This is a genomic window from Caulobacter sp. BP25 (assembly GCF_002737755.1).
Classification (GTDB): Bacteria; Pseudomonadota; Alphaproteobacteria; order Caulobacterales; family Caulobacteraceae; genus Caulobacter.
On sequence record NZ_PEGH01000018.1, the window covers coordinates 363,229 to 381,682 of the forward strand.

The window sequence follows — 18,454 nt, forward strand, 5'->3', positions numbered from 1 at the left end:
TTTGCTGTATGAGGGGGCGATGACCGCCAGCAGCGCTCCCACGCCCGATTTCTCCGTCGTCGTTCCAGTTTTCGACGAGGGAGAGGCCGCGCCGAAGCTGGCGCGCGAGATCGCCGCCGCCTTCGCCGGCGAGACCTACGAGATGATCTTCATCGACGACGCCAGCCGCGACGACACCAAGGCGCGGCTGATCGCGTTGAAGGCCGAAATTCCGCAGCTGCGGGTGCTGGGTCATCGCAAGAACTCGGGCCAGAGCCGGGCCGTGCGCAGCGGCGTGCTGGCGGCGCGGGCGCCGATCGTCATCACCCTGGACGGCGATGGCCAAAACGATCCCGCCGACGCGCCGCGCCTGGCCAAGGTCCTGGCGGCGGGCCCAGAGACGCTCGCCCTGGTCGGCGGCGAGCGGGTCAAGCGCCAGGACAGCAGCGCCAAGCGCTTCGCCTCCAAGTTCGGCAACGGCGTACGCAAGCGGCTTCTGAAGGACACCGCCAACGACACCGGCTGCGGCCTGAAGGCCTTCCGCCGCGAGGCGTTCCTGCGCCTGCCCTACTTCGATCACATCCACCGCTATATCCCGGCCCTGATGCTGCGCGAGGGCTATGAGGTCGCGTTCCAGCCTGTCAATCACCGTCACCGTGAGAGCGGGGAGTCGAAGTACACGAACCTTGGTCGTCTGAAGGCTTCGATCTCGGATCTGCTGGGCGTGATGTGGCTGCAGTCGCGGGCCCGCAATCCGCAGGGCGTCGACGAGGTCTAGAGACTGGCGTCTGAGTCGAAAGGTCGCGCCGGCTTCACCGCGCCTGCAAATCCCATTAGGCCTACCGCTGTGACGCCGGGGGGCGCTGTCGAAGGGGAAGCTCGATGTTCGCCGCGGTTCCGCTGCTGGCCCTGCCGGTCCTGGTCTACAACCTGATCATCCTGACCCTGCCGGGCGGTTTCAAGGCCGCTGACGCCAGTCTGCGTCTGGCCGAGCCGCTGTTCAGCCTCCACATGACCTCCGGCGCCGGCTGGGCCGTCAGCCTGGCCGACCTGCTGCTGGCCGCCTCGCTGGTGGTGCTGTTCGTCGAACTTCTGAAGTCGGCCAACAGTAAAGGGCTGGCCATCGTCAACCATTCGCTGTCGATGGTGCTGTTCATCGTCTGCCTGGTGGAGTTCCTGCTGGCGCCAGCCTTCGCCACCTCGGCCTTCTTCCTGCTGACCTTGATGGTGCTGCTGGACGTGCTGGCCGGCTTCATCGTCACCATCGCGGCCGCCCGGCGGGATGTCGATTTCGGCGGGTAGGCTGCTACTCTGGAAACCCGCCCGTCTGCCGAAGCGCCTCGCCCAAAGCCATGGCGGCGGTGGTCGCCAGGTTCATGGAGCGTGTCTCGGGGCGGATGGGGATGACGATGCGCCCCTGGACGGCGGCGTGGACCTCATCGGGCGCGCCGCGGCTCTCGTTGCCAAACAGCAAGGTGTCTCCCGGTTGGAACGAGAACCTGTGAAATGGTGTCGCACCCCGGGTGGTAAACAGCAGCAGACGACCGTCAACGCGTTCCGGCGCCTTAAGGAATGTCTCCCAGCTATCGTGGCGTTTGAGGTGGGCGAGGGGCCCATAATCCAGGGCCGCGCGCTTCAAACTCTTGTCATCCAAGGGAAAACTGCAAGGCTCGATCACGTCGAGGCCCGCGCCGAAGCACGCGGACAAGCGAATGGCCGCGCCGACGTTTTGGGGAATGCCTGGTTGAAAAAGTGCGATGCGCATAATAAGCGAACCAACCACAGGGTTAGCAGGGGCTTTGCTCGAATCGAAAGGACTTGCGGACTCCGTCCGCGCGTCCGATAGGACGAAGCGACCGCTGCCTTGTGGCGGAGATCCGCTTGCGGGTCGAGCAAGATATGGCGTCGATAAGGCGCTTCTCCAAGCCCGCCGTGATGCGGGGGGCGGAATAAAGGGGTGACTAGGTGGCCGACACCGCCGTGGGCGCAACGACCGAGCCGGAACACGGGAGCGATCCTTCCCGGCGCGACTTCATTCACATCGCCGCGATCGCGGCCGCCGCCGGCGGCGCCGCGACCCTGGTCTGGCCGTTCATCGACCAGATGAACCCGTCCGCCGACACGCGGGCCCTGGCCTCGACCGAGTTCGACCTGACCAAGGTCGCCGAGGGCCAGCAGGTGACGATCAAGTGGCGCGGCAAGCCGCTGTTCGTGCGCAACCGCACCCAGGCCGAGATCGCCAAGGCCGTGGCGGACGACAACGTCAACCTGCCCGATCCCCAGAAGGACGCCGACCGGGTGAAGCCTGGCAAGGCCAACTGGCTGATCGTCGGCGGCAACTGCACCCACCTGGGTTGCGTGCCGACCTTCGGCGGCGGCGAGTACGGCGGCTGGTTCTGCCCCTGCCACGGCTCGGTCTACGACACCTCGGGGCGTATCCGTAAGGGCCCCGCGCCCACGAACCTGGTGGTTCCGGAATACGCCTTCCTCACCGACACCAAGGTCAAGATCGGCTAAGCGAGATGAGCGGACATTCGACCTATCAACCCAAGACCGGTTTCGAGCGCTGGCTCGACGCCCGTCTGCCGATCATCCGCCTGGGCTACGACAGCTTCGTCGACTATCCCACCCCGCGGAACCTGAACTACTGGTGGACCTTCGGCGGCATCCTGTCGCTGTGCCTGGCCTCCCAGCTGATCACCGGCATTATCCTGGTGATGCACTACACGCCGAGCGCCGCCGGCGCCTTCGCGTCGGTCGAGCACATCATGCGCGACGTGAACTACGGCTGGCTGATCCGCTACATGCACTCCAACGGCGCGTCGATGTTCTTCATCGCCGTCTACATCCACATGCTGCGCGGCCTGTACTACGGCTCCTACAAGGCGCCCCGCGAAGTGCTGTGGCTCCTGGGCTGCGTGATCTACCTGCTGATGATGGCGACCGCCTTCATGGGCTACGTCCTGCCCTGGGGGCAGATGTCGTTCCACGGCGCCGTCGTGATCACCAACCTGTTCGGCGCCCTGCCGCTGGTCGGCGAGAGCATCACCACCTGGCTGTGGGGTGGCTTCGCGGTCGACAACCCGACCCTGAATCGCTTCTTCTCGCTGCACTACCTGCTGCCCTTCATGATCGCGGGCGTCGTGATCCTGCACGTCTGGGCGCTGCACGTGGTGGGCCAGAACAATCCGACCGGCGTCGAGCCGAAGTCGAAGGCCGACACCGTGCCCTTCACCCCGTACGCGACGGTGAAGGACGGTTTCGCGATGAGCGTCTTCCTGATCCTCTTCGCCTTCTTCGTCTTCTACATGCCCAACGCTCTTGGCCACGCCGACAACTACATCGAGGCCAACCCGCTGGTGACGCCGTCGCACATCGTTCCGGAATGGTACTTCCTGCCGTTCTACGCGATCCTGCGCGCCGTGCCGGACAAGCTGATGGGCGTGCTGGCCATGTTCGGCGCCATCGCCTGCTTGTTCGCCCTGCCGTGGCTGGACACCTCGAAGGTGCGCTCGATGCGCTACCGCCCGACCGCGAAGATTTACTTTGTGTTCTTCCTGGTGGCCTGCTGCATCCTGGGCGTCTGCGGCGCCAAGCTGCCCGACGATCCGGTGATCCCGCACCTGACCACCTTCCAGCTGATGGGTTCGGACCTCAATAGCTACGTGTGGCTCAGCCGCGTCGCCTCCCTGTACTACTTCGCTTTCTTCCTGGTCGTGATGCCGGTCCTGGGTTTGGTCGAGAAGACCCTGCCTGTGCCGGACTCGATCGCCTCGCCGGCCCTGTCGGCCGACGCCAACAAGGGTTGATCCCGATGCTCCGCAAACTCTCGGTTATCGCGGCGGCGGCGGGTCTCCTGGTCGCTGGCGCGGCCAGCCCGGCCTTCGCCGCTGGCGGCGCCATGCACGCCAAGGACGTCCAGTGGTCGTTCGAGGGCCCGTTCGGCAAGTTCGACCAGGCCCAGCTGCAGCGTGGCTTCAAGGTCTATCGCGAGGTCTGCTCGGCCTGCCACTCGCTGAAGCTGGTGGCGTTCCGCAACCTCGGCGACAAGGGCGGGCCCTTCTATAACGAGAAGTACCCGAACTCGAACGACAACCCGTGGGTCAAGGCGGTCGCCAAGGACTACGAGATCGCCGACATCGACGGCGAAACCGGCGACGCCATCAAGCGTCCGGCCACCAGCGCCGACCGCTTCCCCGCACCGTTCCCCAACGAAGCGGCCGCCCGCGCCGGCAACGGCGGCGCTCTGCCGCCGGACATGTCGCTGCTGGCCAAGGCTCGCGAAGCCGGTCCGGACTACATCTACTCGCTGCTGGTCGGCTATGTGGATCCGCCCAAGGGCCTGACGGTCCCCACCGGCGGTCACTACAACCCGTACTTCCCGGGCGATCTGACCTCGGCCTGGCACGGTGACCACAAGAACGTGCCGAAGGGCGGCTTCATCGCCATGGCCGCGCCGCTGAAGGCTGATCTGGTGACGTTCGACGACGGCACCAAGTCGACCCTCGACCAGCAGGCCAAGGACGTCTCGGCCTTCCTGATGTGGGCCGCCGAGCCCAAGCTGGAAGAGCGCAAGCAGACCGGCTTCGCCGTGCTGATCTACCTCGTCTTGCTGAGCGGCCTGCTGTACGCCAGCTACAAGACGGTGTGGCGCAACGAGTCGCACTAAGCGATCCTCGCCCCTGAATATGGAAAGGCCCGGTGGCGACACCGGGCCTTTTTCTTTTGGGCGCTCTTAAGTCTCCAGCCGCCAGCAGATCAGTGGCCCGTCCTCGGCGTCTTCCCGCGCGCCAACGACCATGAAGCCGTTGCGGGCCAGCGCCTTCTGGGACGCCAGGTTGTCGACCGCCGTCTCGGCTGTCAGGGCGCGGACACGATCATCCGTTCGCGCCCAGACGGCGAGATCGCCGACGGCGCGGGTGGCGACACCGGCGCCCTGGCGGCTTGGGGCGACGCCGTAGCCGATCCGCAAGGATCGCTCCGCCGCGTCGAGGGTCTGGGTGGGAGAGATCAAGCCGACGATCTCGTCGTTCTCGACAATCATCCAAGCCGACGGACGGAAGGTGAAACCGATCTGTTCGGCCAGCCGGGCCAGCATGGCGAGAACCTCCGGTGGGGTCAGGGGGCTGTCGCACAGGCGATAGGGAGCGGGAGCCTCGCCGCGCATCAGGGCGGCGAATGCGGCGGGGCCGGCTTCGATCAGCATGGGGCGGCTATGGGGCCACCGACAAGGTTCGCGCCTGGGCGTCCAGTCTGACGCGATACCGAGCCCAGAGACCTGTTCCCAGCGTCCCGTTGACGCCTTCGGGCAGGTCATCAGCCAGGCTGGCCGGCACGTTCTCGGCCAGGACGCCGCCGATCGACAGGGCCCGGAGCCTGGCGGGCGCCTTGTGGCGTGCGTTGGGGTCGAGCTTGCCCGTGACCCCCGCGTCGCGGATCGAGAGCCGGGTCATCGCCTTCGAGGCGGTGTCGATGGCGAAGGCGCCGTAGAAGGCGTGGGGACCGTCGCTGACGCTCGCCGCGAGGGTGGGCACGCCCTCGATCACCGAGACCGGGAACACGACCTGCCGCTTGGCGCGCCAGGGCCGGTCGATGCGCAGCCGGCAATGGGCGAAGTCGATTTCGATGCTGTGGCCGGCCAGGACGTCCATGCCGATCACCCCGGCGATCGGGGTGACGAAGCCGGCGCCCCGGGCGTCGAGGTTTGCGACCTTGACCGAAACAGTGGGCGTCTTCAGGCCGGCGACCTGTACCGAAGCGATGACCTCCGGCTCCAGAATGCCCTCCATCTGCGCCTTGGTGTTGTGCAACAGGGTGCGCGGGGCCGAGAGGTCGATCACGTAATCCCCGGCCATGACGCCGATCGCCGCCGGAGCGACGATCGCGCCGTTCTCGAACCAGCAGTCGGTCTCGCCGGCATGGGCCAGCGAGGCCAGCAGCAGCGGCGGCATCAGGGCCAGCAGGGCGAGGCGGGGGCGCATGGACCAGAGCCTAGCGCAGCCTTGACGCGCAAGCGATGGTCTTGCCGTTCAGGCCTCGCCCTTGCCGCCCGCCGAGCGCTGAAAGAGCTGAAGCGTCCTTAGCAGGGCCAGATGGGCGCTGTCGGGCTGGTGACCGCTGGGCGCGACGAAGGCGTGACCGGCTTCGTAGAGATAGATCGGCAGGTCGGGGTGCGCTTCGCGGATCGCCTCGACATCGGCCAGGGGGATCATCGGATCGGTCTTGCCAAAGTGCAGGATGGTCGGCGTCTTGGGGGTCTCGTCCTTGTAGGCCGCGATGTCGCCGCCATAGAAGGCCGCGACGGCGCTGAGGCCCTCACAACGACAGGCGGCCAGCCAGGCCGTGGTGCCGCCATAGCAGAAGCCCATGGCGAAGACGGGTCCGTCCAGAGCGTCGATCGTCGTCTGGACACGGGGCAGGGTCGAGACGCCCCAGCCGGTTGACCGCCCCAGCGCCATGCGCGCGTCCAGGATCGCCGGTTCGGTGTCGTGGGCGGGGAAGTCTGCGTCGGCGGCGTCCATCAGGCTGGGAACGATCACCTCATAGCCCTGCTCGGCCAGGCGTCCCGCGAGCTCGCGAAGGTGCGGGGTTACACCCCAGATGGCGTGCAGCATGACGATTCCGCCGCGCCGGGCCTCCTGGGCGGGCTCATGCCAGGCCGAGAACGGCGCGCCGTCGCGGGTGGCCAGGGCGATGCGCTGTCCCATCATAGTGCTCCGTGTTCCGCGAAGAACGCGACCGTCCGCTGACGAGCGAGCTCCGCGTCGGCGAGATCGGAGTCCGGGCGGCCATCGTTGTTGAAGCCGTGGCCGCTGGCCTCATAGACGTAGACAGGCGTCTCGGCGTGCGCGGTCCAGATGGCGGCCTTCACGTCCTGGGCCGGGATGTGCGGGTCCTTGGCGCCCAGATGGACGATCACCGGGCAGCCCAGCGGCAGGTCGGCCATGCCCGCGACGCCGCCGCCATAGTAGCTGGCCACGGCCGAAAGGCCCTTGACCCGCGCGGCCGCCAGCCAACCCATCGTGCCGCCATAGCAGTAGCCGGTCAGGAACACCGGCCCGCGCGCGGCCAGAAAATCCACGCAAGCCTGGATGTCGCCCATAGCGTTGTCGGGGCCGTTGGCCTTGGCGAAGGCGACGCCGGTCTGGAAGCCCTCGGGGTCGTGCTGGGCGACATAGCCCTTCTGCTGACGGTCGAACATCGACGGCGCGATCACCTCGAAACCGCGCGCGGCCCAGCGGGCGACGTCCTCGTGGACGTAGCGGTCCAGGCCGAAAATCTCCTGGACCACGACCACCCCGCCCCGGCGCGGCCCTTCAGGCTGGGCGTGCAGGGCGCTGAAAGCAAAGCCGTCGTGGGCGGCGGTCAGGGTGATAGTCTCGGCCACGGGCTTGCTCCTGGATGTTTGTCATCCCGGCCGCAGCGTAGCGGAGAGCCGGGACCACGGCACGCGTGGAGTTTCCGGCGGCCCCGGATCGGCCCGTGGGGCCGTCCGGGATGACACGCAAGATTAGACGTTGAAGCGGAAGTGCATCACGTCGCCGTCCTTGACGACGTAGTCCTTGCCTTCGGCCCGCATCTTGCCGGCTTCCTTGGCTCCGTTTTCGCCGCCCAGCTTGATGAAGTCGTCGAAGGCGATGGTCTCGGCGCGGATATAGCCCTTCTCGAAGTCGGTGTGGATGACGCCGGCCGCCTGCGGACCGGTGTCGCCGACGTGGATCGTCCAGGCGCGGGCTTCCTTGGGACCGACCGTGAAGTAGGTCTGCAGGTTCAGGAGCTTGTAGGCTTCGCGGATCAGGCGGTTCAGGCCCGGCTCTTCCAGGCCCAGGGTCTCGAGGAATTCGGCGCGTTCGGCCGCGTCCAGCATGGCGATCTCGCTCTCGATCTGGGCCGAGATGACGACGCTCTTAGCGTTGTCCTTGGCGGCGCGCTCGGCCACCAACGCGGAATACTTGTTGCCCTTGTCGGCGCTGGCTTCCTCGACGTTGCAGACATAGAGGGCCGGCAGCGACGTCAGCAGCTGCAGCATATGCCAGGCCTTCTCGTCTTCCTTGTCCACGGTCGCGGCGCGGGCCGGACGGCCCTCGCGCAGCTGGGCCAAGGCCAGGTTCACCAGGCGCAGGGTGTTGGCCGCGTCCTTGTCGCCGCCCGACTTGGCCTTTTTCTCGATGGCCGGCAGGCGCTTTTCCAGGCTTTCCAGGTCGGCCAGCATCAGCTCCATCTCGATGATCTCGAGATCGCTGAGCGGGTCGATGCGACCCTCGACGTGGGTGATGTCGTCATCTTCGAAGCAGCGGGCCACGAAGGCCACAGCGTCACAGTCGCGGATGTTGGCCAGGAACTGGTTGCCCAGGCCTTCGCCCTTCGACGCGCCGCGCACCAGGCCGGCGATGTCGACGAAGGTGATCCGAGCCGGGATGATCTCCTTGGAGCCCGCGATCTTGGCCAGGGCCTCCAGGCGCGGCTCGGGCACGGCGACGTCGCCGGTGTTGGGCTCGATCGTGCAGAACGGATAGTTGGCGGCCTGGGCCGACGCCGTCTGGGTCAGGGCGTTGAACAGGGTGGACTTGCCGACGTTGGGCAGGCCGACGATGGCGACTTTCAGGGCCATGGAACTCTCATGAATTTCGTTGGCGCGCGCTTAGCACGGATGGGGCGGAAAGGCGAACCGGGAGGGGCTTGCGCGAACCGCAACCGGATCAGATATCGAAGGCGCACAAGGAGCCCGTCATGCCCGTCCGCCCCGTCCTGAAGATCGTCAAAGGCCAGCCGACCTCGGATGGCGCGGGCGTGCGGCTGACGCGGATGCTGGGCACGCCGGAAGCCCAGATGTTCGATCCGTTCCTGATGCTGGACTGTTTCGACAACGCCGAGGCGTCCGACTACATGGGCGGCTTTCCCGACCACCCACATCGCGGCTTCGAGACCGTGACCTACATGCTGGAAGGCAGGATGCGTCACAAGGACAACACTGGCCGCGAGGGCGTGATCGGGCCGGGCGGGATCCAGTGGATGCGGGCGGGCAAGGGTATCGTCCACTCCGAGATGCCCGAGCAGGCCGACGGTCGGATGCGCGGCTTCCAGCTGTGGGTGAACTTGCCGGCCAGCTTGAAGATGAGCGCGCCCGGCTACCAGGAGTTCGAGGCCGACGCGATCCCGGTCGAAGCCCGCGACGACGGTGTGACCGTGAAAGTGATCTCGGGCGCCACCGATGCTGGAACCGCCGGCCCGATCGGCGGCGGCGCCGTCGATGCGCTCTATTTCGACGTCGTGCTGCCGGCCGGAACGGTCTTCGAGGAGCCTGTGGGCGACGACCGCAACGCCATGCTGGCGGTCTACGAGGGCCAGGTCCGCGTCGCCCATGACACGGTGGAGGCGCTGTCGGGCGTATTCCTGGGACGTGGCGACACGGTGCGGGTTGAGGCCGTCACGGAGGCTCGCGTCCTGCTGCTGGCCGGTCGTCCGATCGGCGAGCCGGTGTTCTGGCATGGCCCCTTCGTGATGAATTCCCGCGAGGAGATCGTGCAGGCGTTCGAGGACTTCCAACGCGGGCGGTTCTAGGCCTGCACCGGCTTTGGCAAGTTCAGTGATTTATCTCGGGCATTGTCCGCTTCATGAATTCGTCGAACAGCGGCACGGTAAATTCGAGAACGCCATGTTTGGGACTGTAGATCATTCCCTTTCGGATCAAACCATCACGCACGGGGCCATAGGAGTTTGTACTCTTGCCGAGAAGTTTTGCCACCTCACCGCTGCGATATGGGCCTGTGCCGAGTTCAGCCATGGCGCGCATGTACTTCTGTTCGGCATCAGTCACGCGATCTAGGCGCACCTGAAAGAAGCTCTCATCTAGACGACGAGTAGCCTCTGTTCGTGCGTTTCTTACGTCATCAGCCGTGATCTCAGGCCCCTCACTAATATCCCACAGAACCGAGCCCCATTCCTGCACAAAGTATGGATAACCCTTTGTGGTGTTGTAGATTTTCTTCAGTGCGTCGTTGGAAAAGGTGACGCCCAATTCACCAGCAGGCTCAGTTAGAGCTAGGGCTGCGTCTTCGAAGTTCAACGCGCCGATTTTGGGATAGAGGAAGAGGCGTTCGGCGTAGGATTTCGCGTCCCCCATCAGGCCGGGTAGCGAAGGAAGACCGGCGCCCATAACGATTAGTGGGAGTTGGCGCTGAACCGCTCGATGGCTAGCGACTATAAGTGCGCTCAAATCGCTCGCCCCGATGTACTGAATTTCGTCAATGAGCAGCGCAACGCCACGTCCCGAAGCCTTGGCTGCCTCGCCAACGCTCTCGAAAAGATCTGGCAGATCGAGTTCTAGGTTCCCACTGTCAGCAACTCCGAGTTCCGGATCGAATTTGAGCGCGAAATCAGTTCCGCCGAGATTGGCAGACAACTGGAAGCTTTTCAGGACTCTAAGAGCCCTCTCGACCAAATCCTTCGCGTGAGACTGTACGCTAAGTCTCAGAAGCGCCTTCCGGAGGCTTGGGATAATGAGTGGCGCTAGAGGCGAACCTTCTGGAGCCTCAATCAGATCGACAAGGAAATTCTGCTCCGTAGCTTGATCGCGTACGACGTTGAGGAGCACGGTTTTGCCGACACCTCGCAGGCCGGTCAGGAGTAGCCCGCGGGGCGCGGCACCTTTGGAGGTCCGGGTAAGCGCGACCTGACAGGAACTTAGGATGAGATCGCGGCCAGCCAATTCTGGGGGCCGGCTGCCAGCGCCCGGGGAGTAGGGATTTAGGTTGGGATCCATGAGCCTATAATGCCCTATAGATGCATATGAGTTCTTACATTCGCGCTCTGTGGGGAAAAGTCAAGCTCGCCCTATTATCCGGTATAAATCCGTATAATTGGATAGTTATTTTTATCAATTCGTTCAGCCAAGCGAGCCGACTAGCCGCCCACCGCCGACGCCGCGAAATCCCGCCAGCGCTTGGCCTCCCTGCGGAAGTGGGCGTGGGTCTTGGAAAGGCGCTTGTCGATCTCGGCCAGCTGGGCGCGCGCCTCGTCCTTGCGGCCCTGGCGCGCCAGGAAGACGGTGTAGCGGGCGGCGCCCTCGAAACCCGGATAGTGGTCGGCGGCCCAGCGCAGGGCGGTCTCGGCCTGCTCGTCGCGGGCCAGGGCCTGATAGACGCGGCCAAGCGCCAGCATGGTGTGGGGCGTGCGGCCGGCGTTGGGCGTCTCGCCCAGCTTCTCCAGCAGCGGCAAGGCCTCGGCCGGCCGGTTCAGCTCGATCAGGGCGTTGGCGCGGCCCAGCAGCAGTTGCGGGTCGTCGGCGTACATGCCCGTCAGGCTGTCGGCGTAGAGGCGCTCGGCCTCATCGTGCTTGCCGAGTTCCGTGGCGGCGATCGCCAGGCGAACGCGGTTGGCGACCGTGGGGGCGTCATCGACGGCCTTGGCGGCCTCGCGATACTCGCGCTGCGGGTCCAGCGCCTGACGGGCGGCGGCCCCCACCTTCTGGGCGGCGCGGCCCCCCAACAGCTCGGGTAGGATCACAGCGACGACATAGACCACCCCGCCGACCGGCTGGAACAGCAGGATGATCCATAGCCAGTACATCTCGCGGTGCGTCCGCACGACGTGGACGCACAGGGCGATCGAAAACAGCAGCGACAGGCCAAGCAGCGGCAAGGGAAGCGAGAACATCTTCGCGTCTTCTCTCGACCGACCGCCGCCGTCAATCGTCAGATTTGGCGGGCTTGCGCGGATCGGCCTTGGGGGCCGGCGCCAGGCGCATGACCTCGGCCTGGTAGCGCTCGTCGTCGCCCACGGCGGCGAAGGGCAGGGCGTCGGCGATGGCGTCCAGCATCGGGTCCAGCCACTGGTGCTCGACCTTGTGGAAGTCGCCCAGCACGTAGTGCATGACCGCGTCCTTGTGGCCTGGATGGCCCACGCCGATGCGGCCCCGGCGGAAGGCGTCGCCGACCTGGCTGGTCACCGAGCGGATGCCGTTGTTGCCCGCCGCGCCGCCGCCCGACTTCATCCGGAAGCGGCCCGGCGCCATGTCGATCTCGTCGTGGAAGACGATGACGTCGGCGGGCGTCAGCTTGAAGAACTTCATGGCCTCGCCCACGGCGCGACCGCTCTCGTTGTAGTAGGTCTTGGGCTTGAGCAGCAGCAGCTTCACCGGCCCGTCTGGCGTGCTCACCTGGCCCTCGCAGGCCAGGCCCTGGAAGCGCGCGCGCCACGGGGCGGTCCCCCACTTCCTAGCAAGGGCGTCGACGGCCATGAAGCCGACGTTGTGGCGGTTCTTCTCGTACTTGGGCTCGGGATTGCCCAGGCCGGCGAGGATCAGCATCGCTCAGGGTCTCTAGGGGACAAACAAAAACGGGCGGACCGTAAGGCCCGCCCGTCTCTATATCGGTTCGATCCGAAGACCGAGCGGATTAGGCTTCGGTCGTGGTGTCGCCGGCGTCCGACTGGGAAGCCGACGAGGCCTTGACGTTGGCGATCACGAAGTCGCGGTCCATGGCGGGCTTCACGCCGGCCGGCAGCTTCACTTCCGAGATGCGGATAACGTCGCCCAGGTCGTGGTTGGCCAGGTCGATGACCAGCTCTTCCGGGATCTGGTCGGCGGGGCAGGCCAGCTCGACGGTGTGACGGATGACTTCCAGCGTGCCGCCCTTCTTCAGGCCGACCGAGATGTCGTGGTTCTTGAAGTGCACCGGCACTTCGATCTTGATCAGCTGGTGCTCGTCAACGCGATACAGGTCGAAGTGGACCGGCTCGTCGGTGACGGGGTGGAACTGGACGGCCTTGGCGATGACCGATTGCTTGTCGTCGCCGTGCTGCAGCGTGACCAGGTGGCCGAGCAGCTTGCCGGTGTACAGCGACTTGCGGAATTCGTTGGCGCGCACGGCGATATTCACCGGGGCCTTGCCGCCGCCGTACAGGACGCCGGGGATCTTGCCTTCGCGGCGGACGGCGCGGGCGGCGCCGGTGCCCGAACCGTCGCGGACTTCAACGTTCAGAATGATCTCAGCCATGGGACTGTCTTTCTAGAGAGCCGGATGCTCTCTGCTATGACCCAGCGCCTATGGCCGTATCGCCACGCTCGCCGCGTCGTTTGAGGGTCGCGCTAAATACACAAAAGGGCCGGGCGACGCAACGCCCGGCCCTTTCGGATCGGATCAGGTGGAAAATCAGCTCTTCTTGCTGGCCGACTTGCGCACGACCTTTTTGGACTTGGTCTTGGTCGAAGCCTCGATCTTGGGCGGAGGCGGCGGTTCGGGCGGCAGGGCCGCGCCAGCGCCCCGCGCGATGCAGGCGCCAGTGTCGATCAGGATATGCTGGCCCAGGCAGAAGATGTCCTCGTAGTGCGGCTTGGAGACCGCCAGGCACTGATAGAGGTTCAGCTTGGCCATGTTCAGGCAGCTGGCCGTGGCCCAGTCGCTGCTCAGCGCGTCGATGGAGGCCAGGTTGTTGTCGCCCGCGGCGCCCAGGGCGGCGAGCGCGGCGACGGCAAGGCCACGGATCACAACAGGCTGATAGGGCGCGGGCGCGGGCCGCGGCGTCAGGCCCAGGGGCTGGGCGCCCAGCGAGGCTTGCTGCAGCACCGCCACGTCGGCGCTTTCGGCCAGGGCCGGCTTGGCCGACAGGGTCTTGGCGACCGCGAGGCGTCCGTCGCGGTCGGCGACGGCGCTCTTGGACCAGGACGAATGCTGGACGTCATAGGCCGCCTGCTTCACGGCCTTGCCGGCCACGTAAACCTTCAGGCCGTCGCCGCCGACGTGGTCGATGATCAGCCCAGCGGCGCTGTCCGCGCCCTTGAACATCGCCGCGTAGGAAGGGTTGGAGAAGATGTTGTTGATCATCTCCTGGCGCTGGGCGGGGTGGGCCGCGACCTCGCGCACCGAGGCGACGAAGGTGGGGTCCTGCAGGGCCAGGACGGCGGCGTAGGCCACCGCGCCGTTCATGAACGACTTGGGCTCGTAGGCCGCGCCAACCTTCAGCGAGGCCTGAATCTGGTCGCCGTTCTGGAAGGCGGGCGAGACGGCGGCGGCGCGCGCCATGTAGACGCGGAAGGCGCTGGCGCGCTCGATCACCTGGTTCGACAGGGTGATCGGCGGCGGCGGCGGCGGCGCTTGGACGACGGGCGGGGGCGGCGGAGGCGGGGAGCTACAGGCGGCGACGATCGCCGTCAGCGCCACGACGGTCGTCGCAAGAACGACGCGCGTAGGCGAAAAGGAACGCATTCGAGAAATTCCCCATCAAGTCTTGGCTGGCCAGCTTGGTCGGAGCCCATACCAGCCCCGGCGGGCGACATTGTGACAGTCGCTCCGTTAACCAAGCTTTTACAAGCGTGGCCGTGGGTTTAGCGGAATCCGGAGGATCCTCATTAACCGAATTCCCCGGCGAATGCCGGGGCCCAGATGGAACGCGATGGGCGAACTCCACTGGCGTACCGCTCTTCCAATCAGCTTCAGCGTTTTGGGATCTGGGTCCCGGCATTCGCCGGGAAGATCGGAAGTCTGGAAAACCCTAGAGCGTGACGCCGAAAGTGGGAACCGGTTTCGGCGCGAGGCTCTAGTCGAACAGCTTCGACACCGACTCTTCGTTGGCGATGCGGCGGATGGCTTCGCCGATCAGCGGGGCGCAAGAGACGTAGCGGATCTTGGGGCAGGCCTTGGCCGTGTCAGAGGCCTCGATCGAGTCGGTGACCACCAGCTCGGTCAGCACCGAATTGGCGACCCGGTCGGCGGCCGCGCCCGACAGCACGCCGTGGGTGATGTAGGCGCTGACCGACTTGGCCCCGTGGTTGATCAGGGCCTGGGCGGCGTTGCACAGCGTGCCGGCCGAGTCGGCGATGTCGTCGAACAGGATGCAGCGGCGGTCCTTGACGTCGCCGATGATGTTCATGACTTCCGATTGGCCCGGGCCCGAGCGGCGCTTGTCGACGATGGCCAGGTCGGCGTCGTCCAGGCGCTTGGCCAGGGCGCGCGCGCGCACCACGCCGCCGACGTCCGGCGAAACGACCATCAGATCATCGCCCATCTTGTAGTGCTTGCGGATGTCGTCGGCCAGCAGGCGCGAGGGCAGCAGGTTGTCGGTCGGGATGTCGAAGAAGCCTTGGATCTGGCCGGCGTGCAGGTCCATGGTCAGCACCCGGTCGGCGCCCGAGCGGGTGATCAGGTTGGCCACCAGCTTGGCCGAGATCGGCGTGCGACCGCCGGTCTTCCGATCCTGACGGGCGTAGCCGAAGTAGGGCAGCACGGCGGTGATCCGCTTGCCCGACGCGCGCTTCAGGGCGTCGATGCAGATCAAGAGCTCCATCAGGTTGTCGTTGGCCGGATAGCTGGTCGACTGAATGACGAAGACGTCCTCGCCCCGCACGTTCTCGTCGATGGTGACGAACACCTCGAGGTCAGCGAACCGGCGCACCTGGGCGCGGGTCAGGGGCATGTCGAGATATTCCGCGATCGCTTGGGACAGCGGGCGGTTCGAGTTGCCGGACAGCAGCTTCATGGAGATATCTCGGGGGTGGGGGCGGCCGATGCGGGGGCTTCTAGCAGGCGAAGCTCTGGAAACAAGTGTTAACGGCTAGACTTTTTCGATTCCGTGGACGGAGCATCCGCGCCGTGTCGTTCGCGCCTCAGGCTTCCAGCATGATCGCCGACAGCAGGCGGCCGTAGTCGCCCTCGTTGTTCAGGAAGGCGCGGCGGTTGGAGAAGAACCAATCTTCTTCCGCCCGCGTGTCGCGGCCGACCCATTCGCGGCGCTCGACGCCGGCGGTCGCCAGGCGGTCCAGCACGAAGGCGGGCAGGTCGAAGAAGCGCTTGTCCTCCGAGAGGCCGGGCTTGAAGAACCGGCCCGAGCCGGGGCAGTCGGCCTCGAACTTGTGCAGGAAATCCAGGCCCACCTCGTAGGACTTGGGTCCGATGCAAGGGCCGACGACGCCGGTGATGTTGGCGGGGTTGGCGCCTAGCTCGACCATGCGGTCGACGGCGGCCTGGACGACGCCGTCCAGGGCGCCGCGCCAGCCGGCGTGAGCGGCCGCGACGACGCGGGCGTCCGGATCGACCAGCAGCACCGGCGCGCAGTCGGCGGCCATCGCGCCGCAGATGACGCCTGGGGTCTTGCTGACCACCGCGTCGCCCTGGGGCCGCGCGTCCCCCCACGAACCGTCGGCCGTGATCGCGATGGTCGAGTGGATCTGGTAGCAGACGTTCAGGTCTTCGGGCCCGCCGCCGAACCAGCGTGCGATGCGGGCGCGGTTCTCCTCGACGTCGGCCGGCTCGTCCTGGCTGCCGCGTCCGACGTTCAGGCTGGCGTAGATCCCCTTCGAGACCCCGCCCTGGCGCGTGAAGAAGGCGTGCTTGACGCCAGGCAGGCTGGACAGCAGCGGCGACTGGACGGTGGGCAGGTCGTGAGCGTGGGTCATGTCGCGTCCTCGAAGAGGGGGGGCGAAAGGTCGGGCGCGCACAGGCACGCCACCTTGAATAGCGCCCCCATCTGCGCCTCGCCGAGCAGACGATCAAGCTGTCTTCCGATCTGGTCGGTCTTCTCGGGCTGACGGGCCGCAAGGGCCTCGGCGCGGTCGAGGATGCCGAGCGCCAGCAGGAACTGGCCTTGCGTCAGGATCGGCCCGGCCTTGGCCCCGGTCTCGCGCGCGGCGGCGACCACCGACGGGAAGTCGGCCCAGACGGTGAGGTCGGCCAGGCCTGCGGTCTTCAGCGGATCGACCTTCTGGTGGTTCTGGACGGCCTGCAGTGTGTCGCCGGCCTCGGGCTGCGCCCGGCCATAGTCGATCAGCAGCGCCGCGCCGCCGTCGGTCACGAGGCGGTGGGCGATGTCGGAGGCGAGGGCGGCCTGGGCGGGCGAGGTCTCGACGACCGCGCCGACCGGAAAATCCTCCCCCCGAGGGGGGAGGTGGTCCGCAGGACCGGAGGGGGAAGGGGCAAGGGCAGCAGAACTTCCCCCTCCGTCCGCTGCGCGGACACCTCCCCCTCTGGGGGGAGGATTGAGAGGCCGCAGCCCGAACGCCAGCTCCCCGTCCGCGCCCAGCCCGATCACCCGCTCGGCCCAACCGTCCTTGGTCCGCACGAACTGCCGCGCCGGCAGGCAGTCGAGAAGCTCGTTGGCGACCAGGAGCATCGGCGCGCCGGCCGGGACCTGACCCAGGCGCGAGGCCCAGCGCGGGCGGTCGCCCAGACGCTGCGCCTGCTTGGCCTTCAGGGGCTCGGAGACCTCGACCAGCCAGAGGTCGGCGGCTTCCAGGAAGTCCGGGGCCACCCGCGCGGCGCGCAGCAGATCGCTCATCAGCGTGCCGTCGCCGGGGCCCATCTCGACCAGGCGAAACGGCGCTGGGCGGCCCATGCGGGTCCAGGTCTCGATCGCCCACAGGCCGATCAGCTCGCCGAACATCTGGCTGACCAGGGGCGCGGTGATGAAGTCGCCCCCAGCTCCTCCAAGGCCGCCCAAGGCCGGGCGCGTGGCGTAGTAGCCGTCGCGCGGGTCGTGCAGGCAGCGGGTGAAGAACTCGGGCACGCCGATCGGCCCGTCGTGGGCGATCTGGGCCTTGAGGCGCTCCAGCAGGCTCATGACGTCAGGCGGCGCGCTCGGCCGAGGCGCGCAGCGAGCGCCACAGCATCCAGCCGCCGACCAGGATCATCGGCGCTGACAGCATCATGCCCATGGTCAGGCCCAGCGGGAAGTCGGGCATGCCGACATCGGGATTGCGCACGTTCTCCAGCGACAGGCGGAACAGACCGTAGGCCAGGAGGAACATCGCCACGATCGCGCCGCGCTTTTGAAGCCACTTCAGGCGATAGATCGCGAAGGCCAGGATCAGGAACAGCAGTAGGCCCTCGAGGCCCGCCTCGTAGAGCTGGCTGGGGTGGCGGGGCAGTTCGTCGGCCGGGCAAATCCCTTGCGGATGGCTGGCGCGGATCGTGTCGTTGCAGAAGACGATCCCCAGGGGGCTCTCAGTGACGCGGCCCCACAGCTCGCCATTGATGAAGTTGGCGATGCGGCCAAAGAAGATGCCGATCGGCGCGACGGGCGCGACCAGGTCGCCCAGCTTCAGCATGTCGATCTTCTGCTGGCGGGCGAACAGGGCGATCGCCACGCAGACGCCCAGGAAGCCGCCGTGGAAGGACATGCCGCCCTCCCAGATCTTGAGGACGTCCAGCGGGTTGGCCAGCAGCCAGGTCCGCTGGGCCTCGTTAGGCAGCATGTAGAAGAGGATGTAGCCAAGGCGGCCGCCCAGGATGATGCCCAGCGTGATCCACAAGACGAGGTCGTCGATCTGCAGCGGCGTGGCGGTTGGCGTCCGCCCGCCCCAAAGGCCTGGCGTCCTCACCAGACGAACCGCATAGCGCCAGCCCAGCAGGATGCCCGCCACATAGGCCAGGGCGTACCAGCGCAGCGCCAGCGGCCCCCATTGCAGGGCCCAGGGGCCGATATGAACGACCGGATCAATGTCGGGGAAGATCACGCGCTCGGGCTCCGCTCGGGACAGATCGTC

21 protein-coding genes are annotated in these 18,454 nt (G+C 66.6%); 6 read left to right on the forward strand and 15 right to left on the reverse strand.

Annotation, left to right across the window (positions count from 1 at the left end):
* Positions 1-19: 19 nt before the first annotated feature.
* Positions 20-757, forward strand: a complete 738-nt coding sequence (locus CSW59_RS15520; protein WP_099445270.1) for a glycosyltransferase family 2 protein — start codon at positions 20-22, stop codon at positions 755-757.
* A 104-nt stretch (positions 758-861) separates the two neighbouring features.
* The gene (locus CSW59_RS15525) at positions 862-1,281 is read left to right on the forward strand and encodes a hypothetical protein (protein ID WP_099444888.1); all 420 of its coding nucleotides are present in this window, start codon (positions 862-864) and stop codon (positions 1,279-1,281) included.
* 4 nt (positions 1,282-1,285) lie between these two features.
* Here CSW59_RS15525 and CSW59_RS15530 read toward each other — a convergent pair whose 3' ends face one another.
* Positions 1,286-1,744: a tRNA (cytidine(34)-2'-O)-methyltransferase gene (locus tag CSW59_RS15530; protein ID WP_099444889.1), complete on the reverse strand. Its 459-nt coding sequence runs from the start codon at positions 1,742-1,744 to the stop codon at positions 1,286-1,288.
* A gap of 200 nt (positions 1,745-1,944) precedes the next feature.
* Here CSW59_RS15530 and petA point away from each other — a divergent pair, with 200 nt between their 5' ends.
* From petA to CSW59_RS15545, 3 genes are read left to right on the forward strand one after another with little or no spacing between them, the layout of a single operon-like run.
* On the forward strand, positions 1,945-2,496 hold the full coding sequence (gene petA, locus CSW59_RS15535) for a ubiquinol-cytochrome c reductase iron-sulfur subunit (RefSeq protein WP_099444890.1): 552 nt from the start codon (positions 1,945-1,947) through the stop codon (positions 2,494-2,496).
* Positions 2,497-2,501: 5 nt separating this feature from the next.
* Positions 2,502-3,788, forward strand: a complete 1,287-nt coding sequence (locus tag CSW59_RS15540; protein WP_099444891.1) for a cytochrome b N-terminal domain-containing protein — start codon at positions 2,502-2,504, stop codon at positions 3,786-3,788.
* Positions 3,789-3,793: 5 nt separating this feature from the next.
* Positions 3,794-4,648, forward strand: a complete 855-nt coding sequence (locus CSW59_RS15545; protein ID WP_099444892.1) for a cytochrome c1 — start codon at positions 3,794-3,796, stop codon at positions 4,646-4,648.
* Positions 4,649-4,714: 66 nt separating this feature from the next.
* Here the strand turns inward: CSW59_RS15545 and CSW59_RS15550 are convergent, their stop codons facing one another.
* The 5 genes from CSW59_RS15550 to ychF form a co-directional block, all read right to left on the reverse strand.
* A complete protein-coding gene (locus tag CSW59_RS15550; RefSeq protein WP_099444893.1) occupies positions 4,715-5,185 on the reverse strand; it encodes a GNAT family N-acetyltransferase in 471 nt (156 codons plus the stop codon).
* A 7-nt stretch (positions 5,186-5,192) separates the two neighbouring features.
* Positions 5,193-5,960: a hypothetical protein gene (locus CSW59_RS15555; protein WP_099444894.1), complete on the reverse strand. Its 768-nt coding sequence runs from the start codon at positions 5,958-5,960 to the stop codon at positions 5,193-5,195.
* Positions 5,961-6,008: 48 nt separating this feature from the next.
* Positions 6,009-6,686: a dienelactone hydrolase family protein gene (locus tag CSW59_RS15560; RefSeq protein ID WP_099444895.1), complete on the reverse strand. Its 678-nt coding sequence runs from the start codon at positions 6,684-6,686 to the stop codon at positions 6,009-6,011.
* Positions 6,686-7,366, reverse strand: a complete 681-nt coding sequence (locus CSW59_RS15565; RefSeq protein ID WP_099444896.1) for a dienelactone hydrolase family protein — start codon at positions 7,364-7,366, stop codon at positions 6,686-6,688. Before CSW59_RS15565 ends, CSW59_RS15560 begins: the two co-directional genes overlap by 1 nt.
* A gap of 123 nt (positions 7,367-7,489) precedes the next feature.
* Positions 7,490-8,590 (reverse strand): redox-regulated ATPase YchF, encoded by a 1,101-nt coding sequence (ychF, locus tag CSW59_RS15570; protein WP_099444897.1) that lies wholly within the window; start codon positions 8,588-8,590, stop codon positions 7,490-7,492.
* 119 nt (positions 8,591-8,709) lie between these two features.
* Between ychF and CSW59_RS15575 the strand changes: the two genes are divergently transcribed.
* A complete protein-coding gene (locus tag CSW59_RS15575; RefSeq protein ID WP_099445271.1) occupies positions 8,710-9,540 on the forward strand; it encodes a pirin family protein in 831 nt (276 codons plus the stop codon).
* A 22-nt stretch (positions 9,541-9,562) separates the two neighbouring features.
* On the opposite strand, the gene CSW59_RS15580 is transcribed toward CSW59_RS15575, so the two are convergent.
* The 9 genes from CSW59_RS15580 to lgt all read right to left on the reverse strand — a co-directional run bounded on the left by CSW59_RS15580 (position 9,563) and on the right by lgt (position 18,424).
* On the reverse strand, positions 9,563-10,741 hold the full coding sequence (locus tag CSW59_RS15580; protein WP_099444898.1) for an AAA family ATPase: 1,179 nt from the start codon (positions 10,739-10,741) through the stop codon (positions 9,563-9,565).
* Positions 10,742-10,881: 140 nt separating this feature from the next.
* Positions 10,882-11,634 (reverse strand): tetratricopeptide repeat protein, encoded by a 753-nt coding sequence (locus CSW59_RS15585; protein ID WP_099444899.1) that lies wholly within the window; start codon positions 11,632-11,634, stop codon positions 10,882-10,884.
* 31 nt (positions 11,635-11,665) lie between these two features.
* Positions 11,666-12,286, reverse strand: coding sequence for an aminoacyl-tRNA hydrolase (gene pth / locus CSW59_RS15590; RefSeq protein WP_099444900.1), 621 nt, complete (start codon positions 12,284-12,286; stop codon positions 11,666-11,668).
* An 88-nt stretch (positions 12,287-12,374) separates the two neighbouring features.
* Positions 12,375-12,974 (reverse strand): 50S ribosomal protein L25/general stress protein Ctc, encoded by a 600-nt coding sequence (locus CSW59_RS15595; RefSeq protein WP_099444901.1) that lies wholly within the window; start codon positions 12,972-12,974, stop codon positions 12,375-12,377.
* Between the two features lie 156 nt (positions 12,975-13,130).
* Complete coding sequence (locus tag CSW59_RS15600) at positions 13,131-14,183, reverse strand: hypothetical protein (RefSeq protein WP_099444902.1); 1,053 nt, start codon at positions 14,181-14,183, stop codon at positions 13,131-13,133.
* A gap of 331 nt (positions 14,184-14,514) precedes the next feature.
* The gene (locus CSW59_RS15605) at positions 14,515-15,453 is read right to left on the reverse strand and encodes a ribose-phosphate pyrophosphokinase (RefSeq protein WP_099444903.1); all 939 of its coding nucleotides are present in this window, start codon (positions 15,451-15,453) and stop codon (positions 14,515-14,517) included.
* Between the two features lie 127 nt (positions 15,454-15,580).
* Positions 15,581-16,369 (reverse strand): peptidoglycan editing factor PgeF, encoded by a 789-nt coding sequence (gene pgeF, locus CSW59_RS15610; protein ID WP_099444904.1) that lies wholly within the window; start codon positions 16,367-16,369, stop codon positions 15,581-15,583.
* Positions 16,366-17,529 carry a class I SAM-dependent methyltransferase gene (locus CSW59_RS15615; protein ID WP_099444905.1) on the reverse strand — a complete coding sequence of 388 codons (1,164 nt, stop codon included), beginning with the start codon at positions 17,527-17,529 and terminating at the stop codon, positions 16,366-16,368. The genes pgeF and CSW59_RS15615 overlap by 4 nt, the downstream gene beginning before the upstream one ends.
* Before the next feature lie 4 nt (positions 17,530-17,533).
* Complete coding sequence (lgt, locus tag CSW59_RS15620; RefSeq protein WP_099444906.1) at positions 17,534-18,424, reverse strand: prolipoprotein diacylglyceryl transferase; 891 nt, start codon at positions 18,422-18,424, stop codon at positions 17,534-17,536.
* Between the last annotated feature and the right edge of the window lie 30 nt (positions 18,425-18,454).

Bases quoted from the DNA above. Each gene is read 5' to 3' on its own strand.
- CSW59_RS15520 (WP_099445270.1), top strand. From the start codon at position 20: ATGACCGCCAGCAGCGCTCCCACGCCCGATTTCTCCGTCGTCGTTCCA.
- CSW59_RS15525 (WP_099444888.1), top strand. From the start codon at position 862: ATGTTCGCCGCGGTTCCGCTGCTGGCCCTGCCGGTCCTGGTCTACAAC.
- CSW59_RS15530 (WP_099444889.1), bottom strand. From the start codon at position 1,744: ATGCGCATCGCACTTTTTCAACCAGGCATTCCCCAAAACGTCGGCGCG.
- CSW59_RS15540 (WP_099444891.1), top strand. From the start codon at position 2,502: ATGAGCGGACATTCGACCTATCAACCCAAGACCGGTTTCGAGCGCTGG.
- CSW59_RS15545 (WP_099444892.1), top strand. From the start codon at position 3,794: ATGCTCCGCAAACTCTCGGTTATCGCGGCGGCGGCGGGTCTCCTGGTC.
- CSW59_RS15550 (WP_099444893.1), bottom strand. From the start codon at position 5,185: ATGCTGATCGAAGCCGGCCCCGCCGCATTCGCCGCCCTGATGCGCGGC.
- CSW59_RS15555 (WP_099444894.1), bottom strand. From the start codon at position 5,960: ATGCGCCCCCGCCTCGCCCTGCTGGCCCTGATGCCGCCGCTGCTGCTG.
- CSW59_RS15560 (WP_099444895.1), bottom strand. From the start codon at position 6,686: ATGGGACAGCGCATCGCCCTGGCCACCCGCGACGGCGCGCCGTTCTCG.
- ychF (WP_099444897.1), bottom strand. From the start codon at position 8,590: ATGGCCCTGAAAGTCGCCATCGTCGGCCTGCCCAACGTCGGCAAGTCC.
- CSW59_RS15575 (WP_099445271.1), top strand. From the start codon at position 8,710: ATGCCCGTCCGCCCCGTCCTGAAGATCGTCAAAGGCCAGCCGACCTCG.
- CSW59_RS15580 (WP_099444898.1), bottom strand. From the start codon at position 10,741: ATGGATCCCAACCTAAATCCCTACTCCCCGGGCGCTGGCAGCCGGCCC.
- CSW59_RS15585 (WP_099444899.1), bottom strand. From the start codon at position 11,634: ATGTTCTCGCTTCCCTTGCCGCTGCTTGGCCTGTCGCTGCTGTTTTCG.
- pth (WP_099444900.1), bottom strand. From the start codon at position 12,286: ATGCTGATCCTCGCCGGCCTGGGCAATCCCGAGCCCAAGTACGAGAAG.
- CSW59_RS15595 (WP_099444901.1), bottom strand. From the start codon at position 12,974: ATGGCTGAGATCATTCTGAACGTTGAAGTCCGCGACGGTTCGGGCACC.
- CSW59_RS15600 (WP_099444902.1), bottom strand. From the start codon at position 14,183: ATGCGTTCCTTTTCGCCTACGCGCGTCGTTCTTGCGACGACCGTCGTG.
- CSW59_RS15605 (WP_099444903.1), bottom strand. From the start codon at position 15,453: ATGAAGCTGCTGTCCGGCAACTCGAACCGCCCGCTGTCCCAAGCGATC.
- pgeF (WP_099444904.1), bottom strand. From the start codon at position 16,369: ATGACCCACGCTCACGACCTGCCCACCGTCCAGTCGCCGCTGCTGTCC.
- CSW59_RS15615 (WP_099444905.1), bottom strand. From the start codon at position 17,529: ATGAGCCTGCTGGAGCGCCTCAAGGCCCAGATCGCCCACGACGGGCCG.